Source organism: Mannheimia granulomatis (genome assembly GCF_011455695.1).
Classification (GTDB): Bacteria; Pseudomonadota; Gammaproteobacteria; order Enterobacterales; family Pasteurellaceae; genus Mannheimia; species Mannheimia granulomatis_A.
In genome coordinates, this window is sequence record NZ_CP015030.1 from 1,735,464 (window position 1) to 1,752,367 (window position 16,904).

General features: G+C 41.0%; 18 protein-coding genes. 8 read left to right on the forward strand and 10 right to left on the reverse strand.

Features of this window, described 5'->3' with window-relative positions; all coding sequences use genetic code 11:
- Positions 1 to 84 precede the first annotated feature (84 nt).
- The 3 genes from A4G16_RS08380 to A4G16_RS08390 are packed head-to-tail and all read right to left on the reverse strand — an operon-like array spanning position 85 to position 1,480.
- The gene (locus A4G16_RS08380; protein ID WP_042802861.1) at positions 85 to 360 is read right to left on the reverse strand and encodes a deoxyribose-phosphate aldolase; all 276 of its coding nucleotides are present in this window, start codon (positions 358 to 360) and stop codon (positions 85 to 87) included.
- A gap of 29 nt (positions 361 to 389) precedes the next feature.
- Entirely contained in the window at positions 390 to 854 is a 465-nt protein-coding gene (locus tag A4G16_RS08385; protein WP_027073639.1) for a glycine zipper 2TM domain-containing protein, read from the reverse strand.
- Between the two features lie 26 nt (positions 855 to 880).
- Positions 881 to 1,480 (reverse strand): VOC family protein, encoded by a 600-nt coding sequence (locus tag A4G16_RS08390; RefSeq protein ID WP_165889494.1) that lies wholly within the window; start codon positions 1,478 to 1,480, stop codon positions 881 to 883.
- Between the two features lie 31 nt (positions 1,481 to 1,511).
- On the opposite strand from A4G16_RS08390, the gene argS reads away from it, so the two are divergent.
- The 5 genes from argS to A4G16_RS08415 all read left to right on the forward strand — a co-directional run bounded on the left by argS (position 1,512) and on the right by A4G16_RS08415 (position 7,004).
- Positions 1,512 to 3,239 carry an arginine--tRNA ligase gene (argS, locus tag A4G16_RS08395; protein WP_165889495.1) on the forward strand — a complete coding sequence of 576 codons (1,728 nt, stop codon included), beginning with the start codon at positions 1,512 to 1,514 and terminating at the stop codon, positions 3,237 to 3,239.
- A gap of 143 nt (positions 3,240 to 3,382) precedes the next feature.
- Positions 3,383 to 4,549, forward strand: a complete 1,167-nt coding sequence (gene cgtA, locus A4G16_RS08400; protein WP_165889496.1) for an Obg family GTPase CgtA — start codon at positions 3,383 to 3,385, stop codon at positions 4,547 to 4,549.
- Positions 4,550 to 4,733: 184 nt separating this feature from the next.
- Positions 4,734 to 5,006 (forward strand): helix-turn-helix domain-containing protein, encoded by a 273-nt coding sequence (locus A4G16_RS08405; protein ID WP_165889497.1) that lies wholly within the window; start codon positions 4,734 to 4,736, stop codon positions 5,004 to 5,006.
- A complete protein-coding gene (locus tag A4G16_RS08410; RefSeq protein ID WP_237052366.1) occupies positions 4,999 to 6,267 on the forward strand; it encodes a type II toxin-antitoxin system HipA family toxin in 1,269 nt (422 codons plus the stop codon). Before A4G16_RS08405 ends, A4G16_RS08410 begins: the two co-directional genes overlap by 8 nt.
- Positions 6,268 to 6,386: 119 nt before the next feature.
- Positions 6,387 to 7,004: an HI_0552 family protein gene (locus tag A4G16_RS08415; RefSeq protein ID WP_165889499.1), complete on the forward strand. Its 618-nt coding sequence runs from the start codon at positions 6,387 to 6,389 to the stop codon at positions 7,002 to 7,004.
- 50 nt (positions 7,005 to 7,054) lie between these two features.
- Here A4G16_RS08415 and A4G16_RS08420 read toward each other — a convergent pair whose 3' ends face one another.
- The 7 genes from A4G16_RS08420 to hda form a co-directional block, all read right to left on the reverse strand.
- Complete coding sequence (locus A4G16_RS08420) at positions 7,055 to 9,013, reverse strand: heme lyase CcmF/NrfE family subunit (protein ID WP_165889500.1); 1,959 nt, start codon at positions 9,011 to 9,013, stop codon at positions 7,055 to 7,057.
- Complete coding sequence (gene ccmE, locus A4G16_RS08425; RefSeq protein ID WP_165889501.1) at positions 9,010 to 9,558, reverse strand: cytochrome c maturation protein CcmE; 549 nt, start codon at positions 9,556 to 9,558, stop codon at positions 9,010 to 9,012. The genes A4G16_RS08420 and ccmE overlap by 4 nt, the downstream gene beginning before the upstream one ends.
- Before the next feature lie 167 nt (positions 9,559 to 9,725).
- Entirely contained in the window at positions 9,726 to 9,944 is a 219-nt protein-coding gene (ccmD, locus tag A4G16_RS08430) for a heme exporter protein CcmD (RefSeq protein ID WP_165889502.1), read from the reverse strand.
- 24 nt (positions 9,945 to 9,968) lie between these two features.
- Positions 9,969 to 10,706 carry a heme ABC transporter permease gene (locus A4G16_RS08435; protein WP_042802848.1) on the reverse strand — a complete coding sequence of 246 codons (738 nt, stop codon included), beginning with the start codon at positions 10,704 to 10,706 and terminating at the stop codon, positions 9,969 to 9,971.
- 67 nt (positions 10,707 to 10,773) lie between these two features.
- Positions 10,774 to 11,436, reverse strand: a complete 663-nt coding sequence (gene ccmB, locus A4G16_RS08440; RefSeq protein WP_165889503.1) for a heme exporter protein CcmB — start codon at positions 11,434 to 11,436, stop codon at positions 10,774 to 10,776.
- Positions 11,433 to 12,080 (reverse strand): cytochrome c biogenesis heme-transporting ATPase CcmA, encoded by a 648-nt coding sequence (gene ccmA, locus A4G16_RS08445; protein ID WP_165889929.1) that lies wholly within the window; start codon positions 12,078 to 12,080, stop codon positions 11,433 to 11,435. Before ccmA ends, ccmB begins: the two co-directional genes overlap by 4 nt.
- A gap of 150 nt (positions 12,081 to 12,230) precedes the next feature.
- Positions 12,231 to 12,941, reverse strand: coding sequence for a DnaA regulatory inactivator Hda (hda, locus tag A4G16_RS08450; RefSeq protein ID WP_165889504.1), 711 nt, complete (start codon positions 12,939 to 12,941; stop codon positions 12,231 to 12,233).
- 264 nt (positions 12,942 to 13,205) lie between these two features.
- Between hda and A4G16_RS08455 the strand changes: the two genes are divergently transcribed.
- The 3 genes from A4G16_RS08455 (at position 13,206) to A4G16_RS08465 (ending at position 16,899) form a co-directional block, all read left to right on the forward strand.
- The gene (locus tag A4G16_RS08455; RefSeq protein WP_165889505.1) at positions 13,206 to 14,804 is read left to right on the forward strand and encodes an ABC transporter substrate-binding protein; all 1,599 of its coding nucleotides are present in this window, start codon (positions 13,206 to 13,208) and stop codon (positions 14,802 to 14,804) included.
- 97 nt (positions 14,805 to 14,901) lie between these two features.
- Positions 14,902 to 15,906: an ABC transporter permease subunit gene (locus tag A4G16_RS08460; protein ID WP_027073626.1), complete on the forward strand. Its 1,005-nt coding sequence runs from the start codon at positions 14,902 to 14,904 to the stop codon at positions 15,904 to 15,906.
- A gap of 102 nt (positions 15,907 to 16,008) precedes the next feature.
- Complete coding sequence (locus A4G16_RS08465) at positions 16,009 to 16,899, forward strand: ABC transporter permease subunit (RefSeq protein WP_165889506.1); 891 nt, start codon at positions 16,009 to 16,011, stop codon at positions 16,897 to 16,899.
- Positions 16,900 to 16,904 lie beyond the last annotated feature (5 nt).

Sequence of the window (16,904 nt, forward strand, 5' to 3'; positions counted from 1 at the left end):
CTTACCTAATAAAACAAGCGGTCATAATTTGAAAATTATTTGCAAATTATGACCGCTTGTATTTTATAGAAACATTAGAGCAAATTATTTAAACTCATAACGTCTAATTGTTTTTAAATCTGAATCTTGATTTTTAATCTCATCAGCAAGGCGAACTCGAGCACCTACGGCAGCATGAGCATCATACTGACGAGTTAAGGTCACAGTTTCACCATTATCTCTTTGCACAGTTAGCTCAACAACATCTGCCGACACAGCTTTGCTTGACAACACAGTTGCATTACCTTTGTCAGAATAAACATCGGCCGTACAAGCTGCTAAGATAAAAGATGCTAATACAGCTAAAGAAAGTTTTTTCATTATAAGAATCCCTCAGGAAGAACTAAAAATTAAAGTAGAGACACATTCAGATCTGAATTAGATCCTACAAGTCTCACACGTTTGCCAGGAACAAAACCGTCTTCTTTCTTTTGAACTACAACGATTTCTTTACCATCGTCTTTACGAATCACCATTTCTAATGAAGAAACCTGACTCGTTTTTTGTTCTACTTGGTTACCAATTACCGCACCGGCAACGGCTCCCACTGCTGTTGCAATCGCTTGACCTGTACCACCACCAATCGCGTTACCGGCAACGCCGCCTAAAACGCCACCACCAACAGTACCAATCACACCTTCACTATTTGCTTGAATTTTAACATCACGTACAGAAACAATAGTTCCATAGCTAATAGAACGAGCTTCTTTTGCTTGACCTGCTGAATATACACTACCACTAAATACATCTGTATTCGCACAACCTACCAAAGCAAAGCTTGACATTAATGCAACGGCTAGACCTAATTTTTTCATTTGTACTCCAAAATAAATACCAAAAATTAAATTTCTGACATAACGATATCGTTTATATCATAAGGGTGCAGCTTTAGACAACAAGTATTACAAAAAGTTACATTTCTCAAGGTGATCGCAATACTTGGATTAGGTAATTGCTCCCCCGACACCTGAGGATGACTTACCTTCACTTTCAATTCCGAATTTTCCAATAACTTAAAATAGGACAAGCTTCGCTCGATCCATTGTTCTACCGTTTCGCCTACTAAAAATGGGAACACAATCTCAATATGCTCCCATCCCTCTTCAGGATAAATCTTATCTTTAGGAAAAGGCAGCTCGACAATCTTTACATTTTGTCTGCAAAATTTAACCGCTTGCTCCAAGGTAAATAATCCAATTGGTCTGCCATTTACAATGCTTTCCTTAAGTAAGGTTGCCTTTTCTAACAACAAGTCTTTCCATTTTTCTGCGGTGTCGATTTGATTCATTCGAACAGCAAGGTGATCGATTTGATAAAAGGATAAATCAATACCGGCTACTTCTGCAATTTGTTGAATTTTTTGCTCAAATTGAGATAAATCACCAAAACAAGCGGTCATTTTCTCGAAAAATTTTGCATTTTCTGCTACAATCCTGTCCATTTTTGTAAATCGAATTTAATAGGTTAAATTAGTGAATATTCAACAAATTTTATCAGATAAAATTAAACAGGCAATGATTGCCGCTGGTGCAGAGGAAAATGTTGAGCCGCTTGTTCGTCAATCAGGCAAACCGGAGTTTGGCGATTATCAAGCCAACGGTGCAATGGGGGCTGCGAAAAAATTGGGAATGAACCCTCGTGAGTTTGCTCAGAAAATTTTAGATAATGCCGATCTTAACGGCATTGCCGATAAATTAGAAATTGCAGGTCCCGGCTTTATCAATATCTTCTTGAACCAAGAATGGTTGGCTCAAAATGCTAACAATGCGTTACAAGCGGTTAATTTTGGCATAAAAACTGCAAATCCGCAGACTATCGTAATCGACTACTCTTCACCAAACGTTGCCAAAGAGATGCACGTTGGGCATTTACGTTCAACTATTATTGGTGATGCGGTAGTCCGCACATTAGAATTTTTAGGCAATAACGTAATTCGTGCCAACCACGTGGGCGACTGGGGCACACAATTCGGTATGCTTATCGCTTACCTTGAAAAAATGGAAAACGAACACGCCAGTGAGATGGAGTTAAGCGATTTAGAAGCCTTCTACCGTGCTGCCAAAGAGCATTATGATTCAGACGAAGTGTTTGCCGAAAAAGCCCGTAACTATGTGGTGAAATTACAAAGTGGCGATGAGTATTGCTTGACGATGTGGAAAAAGTTGGTGGACATCACTATGCACCACAACCAAGAAAACTACGATCGTTTAAATGTAACCTTAACCGAAAAAGATGTGATGGGTGAAAGCCTTTACAACCCGATGTTACCTGAGATTGTGGCTGATCTTAAAGCGAAGAGCTTAGCCGTTGAAGATGACGGTGCCTTGGTGGTGTTCTTAGACGAGTTTAAAAACAAAGACGGCGACCCGATGGGCGTGATCGTGCAGAAAAAAGATGGTGGTTTCTTATATACCACCACCGATATTGCTGCTGCAAAATATCGTTATGAAACCTTAAAAGCCGACCGAGCATTGGTGTTCTCAGATTCCCGCCAAGCACAACATATGCAACAAGCGTGGTTAATTACCCGCAAAGCAGGCTATGTACCGGATTCATTCAGCCTTGAACATCCATTCTTCGGCATGATGTTAGGCAAAGACGGTAAACCGTTTAAAACCCGTAGTGGTGGCACAGTAAAACTGAAAGATCTATTAGACGAAGCAGTAGAACGTGCCGATAAGTTGATTTCAGAGCGTTCTACCGACTTAACCGCCGAAGAAAAAGCGGCAGTGGTAGAAGCGGTGGCAATCGGCTCGGTAAAATATTCAGATCTCTCAAAAAACCGTACCACTGATTATGTGTTCGATTGGGATAATATGCTGACTTTTGAAGGCAATACCGCCCCTTATATGCAATATGCCTACACCCGTATTCGCTCGATTTTCGCTCGTGCCGGTATTAATGCAGACAGCTTAAATGCGGAAATTCAGCTTGGTGAAGATAAAGAACGTGCTTTAGCCGTGAAATTACTGCAATTTGAAGAAGCCTTAAATGGCGTAGCAAAAGACGGTATGCCACATATTCTCTGCCAATACCTATACGAATTAGCTGGCAGTTTCTCAAGTTTCTACGAGGCTTGCCCAATTTTAAATGCAGAAGAAAACGTGAAAAACAGCCGCTTAGCCCTAGCCGCTTTAACCGCCAAAACGTTAAAACAAGGTTTAGATTTACTCGGCATTAAAACGGTTGAGAAGATGTAATTTCCGTTGGGTGAAAAATATTTCGCCCCTACAAGCGGTTATATTTTAGAGAAATTTTACATCTGTAGGGGCAAATTACGATTTGCCCTATTGCAAAGATACAAAGGGGGAAATATCTTTCCCCCTCATCAAAGGATAACAAAATGAAATTTATTGACGAAGCCCTGATTCGTGTTGAAGCAGGCGATGGTGGAAACGGTTGTGTCAGCTTCCGCCGTGAAAAATATATCCCGAAAGGCGGGCCTGATGGTGGCGATGGTGGTGATGGTGGTGATGTTTACTTAATCGCAGACGAAAACCTTAACACCCTAATCGACTACCGCTTTGAAAAACGTTATGCCGCAGGCCGTGGCGAAAACGGTCGCAGTGCCGGTTGTACCGGTCATCGTGGTAACGATATTACCCTGCGAGTGCCGGTAGGAACCCGTGCTATTGATAACGACACCCAAGAAGTAATTGGTGATTTAACCAAACATGGTATGAAAATGTTAGTGGCAAAAGGTGGTTATCACGGTTTAGGCAATACGCGTTTTAAATCATCGGTAAACCGAGCTCCTCGCCAGAAAACCAACGGTACACCGGGCGAAAAACGTGATTTATTGCTAGAGCTTATGTTACTTGCTGATGTGGGCATGTTAGGCTTGCCGAATGCCGGTAAATCCACCTTTATCCGCAGCGTTTCTGCCGCTAAACCGAAAGTAGCCGACTATCCATTCACAACCCTTGTGCCAAGCTTAGGCGTGGCTCGTGTCGGGGCGGATCGCAGCTTTGTGGTTGCCGACATCCCGGGCTTAATTGAAGGTGCAGCAGAAGGAGCAGGCTTGGGTATTCGCTTCTTAAAACACTTGGAGCGTTGCCGTATTCTAATTCACTTAGTGGATATTATGCCGATTGATGAAAGCGATCCGGCTCACAATATTTCTGTGATTGAATCTGAGCTTTACCAATACAGCGAAAAATTGGCAGAAAAACCAATTTGGTTAGTCTTCAATAAAATCGACACCATCGGCGAAGAAGAAGCCGCTGAGCGTGCGAAAGAGATTGCCGAACAAATCGGCTGGGAAGGCGATTACTACTTAATCTCTGCCGCCACAGGTCAAAACGTGCAAGCTCTTACCCGTGACATTATGGATTTCATCGAAGCTAACCCTCGAGAAGTGGAAGAGGAAAACAAAGAAGCGGAAGAAGTGAAATTCAAGTGGGAAGATTACCACAACGAAGCAATGCAAAATGCGGTGGAAGAAGATTGGGACGACGATTGGTCTGAAGAAGACGATGAAGGCGTAGAAATCATCTACGAACGCCGTTAAGCTCAATACAAGCGGTTATTTTTCGGAAAAATTTTGCAAAAAATTGAAGAAAAATAACCTCTTTTTATTTTACTTTTCCATTTCATAAAATATCTACAAACCTCATATAAGCAAGATTGGTTTAGCCTCTAATTTTTGATATAATATTATCAATTTTATAGAAAAATCTCTAATTTTTGATACTATGTTGTACTTTTATGATGATATAGAAACTCGCAAACGTTTCGCTGATTACCTCAAGCAAAAGCGAAAATTCGCTAAGCTCTCCCGAGAACAGCTTGCTGAAAAAGCCCTTGTGCCAGCAAGTACGATTCGCCGTTTTGAAACAACAGGGCATATCTCGTTCAAACAATTTTTAGCCTTGTGGCTTGTATTAGATGATTTAGGACGATTGATCGCTCTCACACAAAATACACCAACAATGCCACAAACGATAGATGAGGTTCTACGTGGTTAAATTACAGAAAACGGTTCACCTAAATGTGCTTAGCACACTGGTAGATGGACGTAAAATCAAAGTTGGGGAATTGGCAGAAAATCGTCAGGGTATTTTCTTTGCTTATGACGATCACTATCGCCAGTATTTTCCACATCTCTCACTTTCGCCATTTAAATTGCGTTTTGAGCCAGATTTACAACTCGCACCTAAAGAACCTCATAATGGCTTGCACGGTGTGTTTGCTGACAGTTTACCCGATGGCTGGGGAATGTTGTTACAAGATCGTTTTTTTGCCGCTAACGGCATTGACTTTTACCGTATTTCGCCACTGGATAGATTAGCCTTTGTGGGAGAAAAAGGGATTGGAGCTCTATCCTTTGAACCTCAAACGGAAAATTCAACGGAGGACGTTAGTCTTACTGAGCTTGGCAAAAATGCTGAGCAGCTATTTGGCGGACAAACTGAAGAAGTATTGAATGCGTTAATTCAGGCAGGAAGCTCAGGGGGAGCGAGACCCAAAGCCCAAATTTTTATACCTCCCCAGCAAACCAATATTTGCCGTACTGTAGCCCAACAAGGAGATGAAGCGTGGATTGTGAAATTCACCTCGAAAAATCTACCGCTACAATTTGAAGAAGGATTATGCGAGGCTGCCTATCTTTCAATGGCAGAAACCGCACAACTACAGCCGGTAGAATGGCAACTACTCAACCAGCAAACTCAACCTTGGTTAGCAGTAAAACGTTTTGATTATTTGGCTGAAACAGGCGGGAGAGTGCATACCCATAGTTTGTGTGGGCTGTTAGATGCGAGTCACCGAATGTCATCAATGGACTACTTTGGATTACTGAAAGCAACTAAACTCTTGTGCCATTCTCGCCGAGCTAGCCAACTGCAATTCCGCCGGGCGATATTTAATCTATTTACCTTAAACCAAGACGATCACACAAAGAACTGGGCATTCGTGCAAGATGAACAGGGAAATTGGCCCCCTTCTCCAGCCTACGACATTACGTTTAGCCCATTGCGTCACGGCGAGCATTCAACGGCTTTTGGGATTTATGGTACAAAGCCACCGCTAAACGTTATTCAAGAGTTGGCTGATGTTGCAGGCTTTAATGACTGGTCAGAAGCCAAAGCCGTGATAGGTGAAATTGTGGCTTCGATTGCAGCATTTAGCAATGCTGCAAAACAGTTAGGCATTCGTCAAACGACTATTTCACAAATCCAAAAAAGCCTTAACCGCGTTTGGCAAGAAAATAGAGGGTTGTTGGAATAGATGAAAGCGGTTACTTTTAGCTGGAAATTTGCAAATTTCCTGAGAAAAACAACCGCTTGTTTGTTATTGCATTACTGCCATATTAAGCTTAGATACCGCTTGTTTTTTAAGGAAAGCTTATGCTCACATCAAAATCTTGCGATTTATTTAATATTCCGTTCTTTCAATTTGCTCAGCTGAAGAAGTATTGTCCTGAGGAAATTCCTCGTATTAAAGCTGATTATAAAGCCCATTGGGAAATTTGGAAAAACTTGCACCTTGAACTCCACCGTCAGTTAGGGCAACCTTTTGGCGAACCGCATATTGAGCGTTGGTGTAACGGCTGGCAAGTGCGGGCGCATTTTTTTGCTTATTATAAATATGAATTTAACAAAAATTCAGCCGCCATTATTTCGGTGATTTTAAATCGCCGCCGTTTGCAAGTGAGCCTTGATTGGCATTGTTATCGGGCAGATCGCTCTCAAATTAATGTTCATCAATATAATCAATGGTGGGAAAATTTAGATCGGGAACGCTTTGCCGATTTTGAGATATGGAACGGAGGTGAGAGTGAATATGCTGATTTCCGTCAAGTGAAAACCTTTTCAGAAAACGAATTTGTATTAAAAGATGAAGACGATTTTTGGTGCATAGGACGGAATTTGGAAAAGGACGATTTAGATAAAACCGATGTAGTGGAGTTTATCTATCAGGCAATTCGGGATCTGCTACCTCTTTATGAAAAGTGTCATCAATAAAGTCACGAATAAAACAAAAGGACTAAGCAATCAGGCTTAGTCCTTTCAATTTATGCAGTTACTGTTTCTTTATTTTGTAGGCGTAAACGGTAGCGTTTATCCATCATACAGAGTAATCCACCGAGTGCCATAAACAGCCCACCAATCCAAATCCAGCGGATAAACGGTTTGTAATACAAACGAACCGCCCAAGAATTATCTTCGAGTTTTTCCCCTAATGCCGCGTAGAGATCACGGGTGAAACCCCAGTCAATTGCGGCTTCGGTCATTCCCATTTTGCTTACGTTATAAAAACGTTTTTCCGCATTGAGCGTGGCTTCATATTTGCCGTTATGAGTAATTTCAAGCTCGGCTGTACCGCCTTGATAGTTTGCACCGTCTGTAATTCGAAGACCTTTAAATTCTACTTGGTAATCTAGAATTTCCGCTTTATCGCCTACATTCATCCGTACATCACGTTCAACACTGAAATTTTGGCTAAATGCGATGCCAAATACCGTCATCGCTACTCCAAGGTGAGCCAATACCATCCCCCAATGTGAACGAGAAAGTTTGAACAGACCGCTAAATAACGAATTACGGTGCGTTGCACGTTGCTGTAGCTCATATACACTTAATAGTACGATAAAGACCGACATCATTGTGCCTAGCACAACGCTTACGGTAATCGTATTACGGAAGAAATACGGCAATGCAAAGCCAAGAATGACCATAACAATCAGGGCAATAACCGTAGGCTTACGAATGGCTGAAATTTGATCTCGACGCCATTTCACCAATGGGCCGATTCCTAATACAAACGCAAACGGTACCATTAAAATCATAAACATTTGGTCGAAGAACGGCGCACCGATGGAAATTGTGCCTAAACCAATTTGCTTGTGAACAAGCGGTAATAATGTGCCTAAAAAGACCACCGATAAAAATGCCATCAACAAAATATTATTGATTAACAGCATGGATTCTCTTGAATAACGCTCATAGTTATCCAAGCTTTTAATTTGTGAGCCTTTAAATGCATATAGCAACAACGAACCGCCTACCACAATAACGAGATAAGCTAAGATATATAAACCTCTTGTTGGGTCAGATGCGAAGGCATGTACTGAAACTAAAATACCTGACCGAACTAAGAATGTCCCAACCAAACAAAGCGAGAAAGCTAAAATCGCCAGTAAAACTGTCCACGCTTTAAACGTTCCCCTTTTTTCGGTAACGGCTAATGAGTGAATTAAGGCGGTACCGGCAATCCAAGGCATTAGAGAAGCATTTTCTACCGGATCCCAGAACCACCAGCCGCCCCAACCGAGTTCGTAATATGCCCACCAAGAACCTAATACGATCCCTAATGTTAAAAATACCCATGCTGCCATTGTCCATGGGCGTGACCATCTTGCCCAAGCGGTATCTAAACGCCCTGTCATAAGTGATGCAATCGCAAAAGCAAAAGCTACCGAGAAGCCCACATAGCCCATATAAAGTAGCGGTGGGTGGAAAATTAAGCCTACATCTTGCAACATCGGGTTTAATTCTCTGCCATCAACCGGGAAATTCGGGAAAGTACGGTCAAACGGGTTGGAGGTAAAAATCACAAACACCAAAAAGCCAATGCTGATCATACCCATTAAGCCTAATACTCTAGCTACCGCATCTTCAGGCATTTTTCGAGTAAAGGCTGCAACACCAACCGACCAAAGAGAAAGTAGCCACACCCATAATAAAAGTGAACCTTCGTGTGCACCCCACACCGCAGACAAGCGATACTGTAAAGGTAAACTACTATTTGAATTATTTACCACATACTGTACAGTAAAGTCGTTTACTGCAAATAGATAGAATAACGAGCCAAAGGAGAGAGTAAGCGATAAAAACATCGCCCAAGTCATTGGTCTGGCTAAGGCAATTAAGGTACTATTTTGTTTTTCAGCACCCCAAATCGGTAAAATTGCTAATAAAACCGAAATTGCCAGTGATAACGCTAATGCATAATTGCCTAATTCTGCAATCATTTAGCTTCCCCTTGCATAGGTGCTTTTTGAGCTTCTTCTTTCATTCTACGATCAGTTTCCGATTCGCCTTTTAAATCTTGTTCTGAAACGCCCACAGCATTGTGCTGAGCTTTCATTTTATCACCTAGCTCTGGCGGCATATAATTTTCATCATGTTTTGCCAATACTTCAGTCGCTTTTAAACGTTTTGGTTCAACCAGCACACCTTGCGCAACGATGCCTTGCCCTTCACGGAATAAATCCGGCAGAATACCTTCATACTCAACGGTAATCGATGGTCCGATATCTTCTAAATCAAATACGACTTTTAAGGTTTTATCGTCACGTTTTACGCTATCTTCCACCACCATTCCGCCCACACGAATACGCTGCCCGACTTCAGGTTTTTTATTCGGATCATCATTTTTACCATTGACTATTTCCGATGGCGTATAAAACAGATCAATATTTTGACTTAATGCATAAAGCGTTAAGCCTGCTGCAACAGAAAGACCAAGCAATACAGAAACCACCACTTTCAATCTTGATTTTCGTCTTGGATTCATAGTAACCACCTTCAAAAAATAAATACTGCAGAAAAACTCAAAAAACAAACCACTATTACTATTAAGCATAACAAAAAGCCATAAAGGATTCTTGCCATTTAGAGGAAGTTTTGCGATTTCTCAAATCAAATACCCATAAAGGAGTACTCAAGTAAAATTGCAAAATTTTACTGTTTTTTAACCGCTTGTGATTCGAAATGCTTGCCGGCTCTTTCCTCTCTCGCCAACTCTTTTTTCGCTTGCGCTAAAATAGCTTTATGTTCTCTACGGCTTAAGCAAATCAGTCCACCCATTGCGATAAAGCTCACGCCATAAGAAAGCCATACATAAAAACCGTAACCACCCATAGCGAAAAAATCGCTGATTGATTCAAATTGGAATATCATTTTTATCTCTCCTACTTTTCTTTTTTATGCTGCTTTTGCTAACTGCTTTACCCAAGGACGGTTACGCTCATCTTTTAATAATGCGATACGATAACGCCAAATGCTAAACCATGCAGTGAAAATAAGGCTGCCAAAAATCGCTAATAGTAATGGAATCAGCATTTCAACCGCCATAGACGGTTTATCAAATTTAGTAATAGTTGCCCCTTGATGTAAGGTGTTCCACCATTCCACCGAGAAGTGGATAATCGGTAAGTTAATCACACCAACTACCGACAACACACCGGCGGCTTTTGCCCCGGTTTGCCTGTCTTGGAAAGCAGAATAAAGTGCCATAACGCCAATATACAGAAAGAATAGCACTAAAGCTGAAGTCAGCCGTGCATCCCACACCCACCAAGTTCCCCACATTGGTTTACCCCAAATCGCCCCTGTTGCAAGGGAAATAAAAGCAAACACCAAACCGATAGGAGCCATTGAAATCATTGCTAAATTTGCTTGGCGAATCTGCCACACTAAGGCAACTAAGCCTGCCACTGCCATTGAGCCATAAACGCCCATCGACCAAATCGCTGCCGGCACGTGAATAAATATAATACGGTAGCTATCTCCTTGTTGGTAATCTTTCGGCGCATAGGCAAGCCCCCACACAAAAGCCACTGCTAACATAATCAAACTTAGCCAGCCTAAAAAGGGCTGAACTTTCCCCAGCAAATGGTACTGTGTTTCAGATTTTGCATAAGGGTGTAACCATTTCCACATAGAAAAACTCCGTAATAAATGAAATGTTTATTTACTTATTTTTTTACAAAAATTACTTCTTACAAATCTAATTCAAACTAATCCTTAATGCCCCGGCAATAGCGAAAGGCGAAAAGGTTAAAGTAATCGCTAAAATAGCCCCAAGAATTGCAAGTTGTCCGCTGTAGCCCATATTCAAAGTTGCTGCTTCAAGCACTGCTGCGGCAAAAATTAATACCGGTAAAAAAAGCGGTAAAATCAAGAGACTTAATAAAGTCCCACCTTTGCGTAAGCCTACTGTTAAGGCAACACCAATCGCACCTAAGCAACTTAAAATCGGGGTACCCAGTAATAACGTAAGCACCAACGCCCACCAAAGGTGAGTTTCAAGTGAAAGCAAAATTGCCGCAATGGGAGAAAGTAAAATTAACGGCAAGCCGGTTAATATCCAGTGAGCAACCACTTTAGCAAGGGCTACTTGCGGTAGGCCAAGCGGTAATAACATAAGCTGTTCGAGTGAGCCATCTAAATAATCATCTCTAAACAAGCGTTCAAAAGAGAGTAAAGCTGAAAGCAAAGCTGCCACCCATGCAATACCACCGGCAATTTTCCCAAGTAACTCTGGGTTCGGTCCCATTAAAATCGGGAATACGGTAATCACCATCAAAAAAAACCAAAGCGGATTTAAAATTTCCGATGGTTTACGAAAGGCGATAGTCAATTCTCGCTGAATAATATTAATTAAAATCATACCTTAAATTGATCTAATGAAATAATCCGCACTTTGCCACTTTCTGCACTTTGATGGCTGGTGAAAATCACCAATCCGCCCTGCTCACAATGTTTTTCAATATGAGCAATCAAATCCGCCACGCCTTTTTTATCAATAGCGGTAAACGGCTCATCTAAAATCCAAAGTTTCGCCTGTGTAAGCCATAATTTAGCCAATGCAACCCGCCGTTGTTGCCCTGCAGACAAATGTGAACAAGGCAGATCTTCACGCTCGATAAGAGATACTTTTTCTAAGGCTGTCCAAATTGCCTCATCATCTTGCGGTAGTTGTTGTATTTTTTGGAAAAAACGTAAGTTTTCCCAAGGCGTTAATTCTGGTTTTACCCCCGAATGATGACCTAAATAAAACAGCTCGGCATAGTATTGTTCACGCTGTTTGCCAATAGCAACATCATTCCAAAACACCTCACCTGCGGCAGGTAACGAAAGTCCGGCTAAAATGCGTAACAAGCTGGTTTTTCCAATGCCGTTATGCCCTTCAATCTGTACCCAATCACCACTATTAACAGTTAAATTACAGCCTTCAAATAAAAGGGTTTCACCACGTTCACAAGCGATATTTTCCAACTTAAGTTGATATTGATATGTAGTAGTCTGACTCATCATAAAGTGGAAGTGTGCGATATAAAAATTTAACCGCAGTGTAACATAAGAGAAAAAATTAACGTAGTTGGCAAACTACTACTTTAGAGGTAACAAGCGGGCAATTTTGAAAAAACTTTTGCAAATTTTGATAAGAATCAAACCGCTTGTTTATAGTGAAAGGACTTCTTTGACAAAAGGAATAGTTAATTTTCGCTGAGCTTGTAAAGAAGCGTGATCTAACTTCTCCAATACTTTTGAAAGCTCCTGTAAATCAGTACCTAATTTTTTCAGCAGAAAATGGGTGATTTCATCGGATAATTCAACTCCCTTTTGATGTGCATTAGACTGCAAAATATGGCATTTTTGCTCATCAGTTAAATCAGGTAATGGATAAACCTCCCCCCAAGTTAAACGCGAGCGTAAATCGGGTAATTTAATGTTTAATTGATGCGGCGGGCAATCAGCACTAATTAACAACAATGTTTTCCCTCCTTCATTAAACAGCCCCTGCTGCTCACGAATTTGATTAAATAAATTAAAAATGGCCAGCTCCCACTCTTCATCACCTGCAATTGCTTGAATATCATCCAGACAAATCACATTTAAGAGTTCTGCATTATCTAATACTAATGGCGAGAAATAATGTGCTTTTTTTAAAGGAATATAACTGGAGGTTTGTTGATTTAGCAGAAAGTGGTTGCTTACCGCTTTTAACAAATGACTTTTCCCACAACTTCTACCACCCCAAATATAGAAAAACGGTTGTTGAACATCCGTAAAATTCCTTTTGAGTGATTCAAGCAGCACTTCACTATTTTCTGCGTAAAAATTATCAAAAGAATCTTCATCAATTTGATGAATCGGTAGAGGTAGTTGCAAAAATCTTCCTTAAATCTAATATATAAAAAAGCCGTTTTAGAATAACGGAAAAGCCCTATTTTTTAAAGCAGAAAATCACACTTTCCGTAATCATGCCGCTTTTTGACCTTGCGGATTTGGATAACGTTCAACCATTTTTTGTTAAAAAAAGATTGCAGTTCCTCTCAAAAATTGTATATTCAAAAACACTGTCTTATATACACTTAAATAAGTCACAGTCAATTGTAATAAAAAATAATTAAAATCCCTCATTAAGGAGTGAAGATGAAACACATCACCAAACTATCGCTAATGACATTAGCATTGGCTTCAACAACCGCACTAGCAGCACCAAAAACCTTTGTTTACTGTATGGAGGCTTCTCCTGCGTTTTTTAACCCTCAATTTGCTACAGACGGTGCAAGCCTTGATGCTTCAGGTCAAGCAATTTTCAATCGTTTAACTGATTTTGAACCGGGTTCAACCAACGTGATCCCAGGCCTTGCGGAAAAATGGGAAGTGTCTGAAGACGGCAAAACGTACACCTTTCATTTACGTAAGGGAGTGAAATTCCACTCAAATAAAGAGTTTAAACCAACTCGCGATTTCAATGCTGATGATGTTTTATTCTCATTTAACCGTCAGTTAGATCCAAATCACCCTTACCACAAAGTATCGGGCGGTAACTATGAATACTTTATCGGGATGGATATGCAAAATATCATTGATAAAGTGGAGAAAGTGGACGACTACACAGTTAAAATCAGCTTAAAAGTGCCAAATGCTCCATTCTTAGCTAACCTTGCGATGGACTTTGCATCTATTTTATCTGCGGAATATGCTGATAAAATGCTAGCGGCCAAAACACCAGAGAAAGTGGATAACGCACCAATCGGCACCGGCCCATTTGAATTTGTCAGCTATCAAAAAGACTCTGCAGTGCGTTATAAAGCCTTCGAACAGTATTGGCAAGGTAAAGCAGCCATTGATCGTTTAGTCTTCTCAATTACTCCTGATGCTTCAGTGCGTATGGCTAAGTTACAGAAAAACGAATGCCAAGCAGCGCCTTATCCAAACCCTGCTGACTTAGAAACCTTGAAGAAAGATGAAAACATTAATTTAATGTCCCAGCCGGGCTTAAACGTGGGTTATTTAAGCTTTAACGTACAAAAAGCACCGCTTGATAACGTAAAAGTTCGCCAAGCATTAAGCCATGCAATTAATAAAGATGCGATTTTAGAATCGGTCTATCAAGGAGCTGGTCAAAAAGCGAAGAACCCGATTCCACCAACAATGTGGAGCTATAATGATGATATTCAGGATTACGACTATAACCCTGAAAAAGCAAAAGCACTATTAGCAGAAGCTGGTTTTGCTAACGGTTTTGAAACAGATATTTGGGCTATGCCGGTATCTCGACCGTATAACCCGAATGCTCGCCGTATGGCTGAATTAATCCAAGAAGACTGGAAAAAAGTCGGTGTTAACGCTAAAATCGTCAGCTACGAATGGGGTGAATACCTAAAACGTATGCGTAATGGCGAACACCAAACCGGTATGATTGGATGGAATGGCGACAACGGAGACCCAGACAACTTCTTAAATACTTTACTAAGTTGTTCTGCGGTTGAGCAAGGTTCAAACTATGCAAAATTCTGCCATCCTGAATTCAACAAATTAATTACTGATGCAATTCAAGTGACAGATAAAGCACAACGTGCTGAGCTTTACAAAAAAGCACAAGTCATCTTTAAAGAGCAAGCACCTTGGGTAACAATTGCTCACTCAACCACTTACTTCCCTGTTCGTAAAGAAGTAAGCGGTTATAAATTAAGCCCATTTAGCTTACATAATTTCTATGGTGTAGATTTAGTAACTAAATAATTTTTAGGTAGGTCGGGCAGCTTTGCCCGACATTTCTTTTTCTACCTAACGACAAGCGGTTACTTTTCCGCAAAAATTTGCAAACTAAAAATTATCTATGTTTCAATTTATTCTTAAACGTTTATTCATGGTTATCCCAACCTTTATTGCGATAACCTTAATTACTTTTGCCCTTGTGCATTTAATCCCCGGAGACCCAATTGAGATCCGTATGGGAGAACGCGGGGTCGATCCTGTCGTTCACGCACAAATGATGGCCCAACTTGGGCTAGACCAGCCATTGCCTCAGCAATATTTTAACTACATTAAAAGCGTATTGCAGGGCGATTTGGGTACTTCATTCCGTAACAACGAGCCAGTACTCAAAGAATTTTTTACCCTGTTCCCAGCTACGGTGGAACTGGCATTTTTTGCCTTACTTTGGTCGTTGATTTTCGGTATCTTTCTCGGTGTAATTGCTGCAGTTAAAAAAGAGTCTTGGATTTCACACACTGTAACTACGCTCTCGCTGACGGGCTATTCAATGCCAATTTTCTGGTGGGGCCTAATTCTGATCATCTATATATCCACCCCTCTGGGGCTACCTGCATCCGGGCGTTTGCCGTCTGAATACTGGATTGAAGCTGAAACAGGTTTTATGCTGATTGACACTTGGAACTCTGACGAACCCGGTGCATTTTTAGCGGCAATTAAATCCCTCATTTTACCTGCTATTGTACTAGGTACAATTCCGCTAGCGGTTATCACCCGTATGACTCGTTCTTCCATGCTGGAAGTTCTGGGCGAAGATTATATCCGCACAGCTAAAGCAAAAGGCTTGAATACCACTCGTATTGTAGTTGTACACGCACTGCGAAATGCCTTAATTCCGGTGGTAACGGTAGTCGGCTTGATTGTCGGACAGCTTTTATCCGGTGCAGTTTTAACCGAGAATATTTTCTCTTGGCCGGGCATCGGCAAATGGATCATCGATGCGATTAACGCTCGTGACTACCCTGTGCTACAAGGCTCTGTCCTTATTATTGCCACCATTATTATTTTAGTGAACTTAGCGGTAGATTTACTCTACGGCATTGTAAACCCAAGAATCCGTCATTCATAACACACTACAAGCGGTTAAATTTAAGCTTAAATTTGCAAAATTTTTCAAAAAACCAACCGCTTGTTCTATGATTTTGAGGATTTTTTTATTTTGGAGTGATAAATGTCTTCAATCACATTATCCGCACCTAAACCAAAAACGCCATTACAGGAGTTTTGGTACTACTTCTGTCGAAATAGAGGTGCATTAATCGGACTCGCTTTTATTGCGATTGTCTTTTTTGCTTGTGTATTCGCCCAATGGGTAGCCCCTTTCGACCCTATTGAGCAAAACCGTAATGCCTTATTGCTTCCTCCCGCTTGGGTAGAAGGTGGCAATGCGGCTCACCTGTTAGGTACAGATGATATCGGGCGTGATATTCTTTCCCGTATTATTTATGGCGCCAGATTATCTGTCTTTATCGGCTTAATTATTGTCGTTATGTCTTGTGTATTAGGTGTGATTTTAGGTCTTCTTGCAGGCTACTATGGCGGTATGCTGGATATTATCATTATGCGATTAGTTGATATTATGCTTGCTATCCCAAGCCTACTATTAACTATCGGTGTAGTTACTATTCTAGGTCCATCACTGATGAATGCTGCTATTGCAATTGCGATAGTGTCAATTCCAAGCTATGTGCGTTTAACTCGTGCATCCGTATTAAGCGAAAAAAATCGCGATTATGTAACCGCTTCTCGTGTTGCGGGTGCCAGTGTGTTCCGCTTAATGTTTGTAGTTATTTTACCAAACTGCTTAGCCCCGCTGATTGTGCAAATGACAATGGGGATCTCAAACGCTATTTTAGAACTGGCGGCACTTGGTTTCTTAGGTATTGGTGCTCAGCCACCAACACCTGAGCTTGGTACCATGCTTGCTGAATCTCGTGGCTTTATGCAGTCAGCAAACTGGCTGGTAACTATTCCGGGGCTAGCAATTTTATCGTTAGTATTAGCCTTTAACTTGATGGGTGATGGCTTGCGTGATGCGCTGGATCCAAAATTGAAACAGTAGGAGAG

What these genes read in the sequence shown, in the direction of transcription:
- A4G16_RS08380 (WP_042802861.1), bottom strand. Translation starts at nt 360, where the DNA reads ATGAAAAAACTTTCTTTAGCTGTATTAGCATCTTTTATCTTAGCAGCT.
- A4G16_RS08385 (WP_027073639.1), bottom strand. Translation starts at nt 854, where the DNA reads ATGAAAAAATTAGGTCTAGCCGTTGCATTAATGTCAAGCTTTGCTTTG.
- A4G16_RS08390 (WP_165889494.1), bottom strand. Translation starts at nt 1,480, where the DNA reads ATGGACAGGATTGTAGCAGAAAATGCAAAATTTTTCGAGAAAATGACC.
- cgtA (WP_165889496.1), top strand. Translation starts at nt 3,383, where the DNA reads ATGAAATTTATTGACGAAGCCCTGATTCGTGTTGAAGCAGGCGATGGT.
- A4G16_RS08405 (WP_165889497.1), top strand. Translation starts at nt 4,734, where the DNA reads ATGTTGTACTTTTATGATGATATAGAAACTCGCAAACGTTTCGCTGAT.
- A4G16_RS08415 (WP_165889499.1), top strand. Translation starts at nt 6,387, where the DNA reads ATGCTCACATCAAAATCTTGCGATTTATTTAATATTCCGTTCTTTCAA.
- A4G16_RS08420 (WP_165889500.1), bottom strand. Translation starts at nt 9,013, where the DNA reads ATGATTGCAGAATTAGGCAATTATGCATTAGCGTTATCACTGGCAATT.
- ccmE (WP_165889501.1), bottom strand. Translation starts at nt 9,558, where the DNA reads ATGAATCCAAGACGAAAATCAAGATTGAAAGTGGTGGTTTCTGTATTG.
- ccmD (WP_165889502.1), bottom strand. Translation starts at nt 9,944, where the DNA reads ATGATATTCCAATTTGAATCAATCAGCGATTTTTTCGCTATGGGTGGT.
- A4G16_RS08435 (WP_042802848.1), bottom strand. Translation starts at nt 10,706, where the DNA reads ATGTGGAAATGGTTACACCCTTATGCAAAATCTGAAACACAGTACCAT.
- ccmB (WP_165889503.1), bottom strand. Translation starts at nt 11,436, where the DNA reads ATGATTTTAATTAATATTATTCAGCGAGAATTGACTATCGCCTTTCGT.
- ccmA (WP_165889929.1), bottom strand. Translation starts at nt 12,080, where the DNA reads ATGAGTCAGACTACTACATATCAATATCAACTTAAGTTGGAAAATATC.
- A4G16_RS08455 (WP_165889505.1), top strand. Translation starts at nt 13,206, where the DNA reads ATGAAACACATCACCAAACTATCGCTAATGACATTAGCATTGGCTTCA.
- A4G16_RS08460 (WP_027073626.1), top strand. Translation starts at nt 14,902, where the DNA reads ATGTTTCAATTTATTCTTAAACGTTTATTCATGGTTATCCCAACCTTT.
- A4G16_RS08465 (WP_165889506.1), top strand. Translation starts at nt 16,009, where the DNA reads ATGTCTTCAATCACATTATCCGCACCTAAACCAAAAACGCCATTACAG.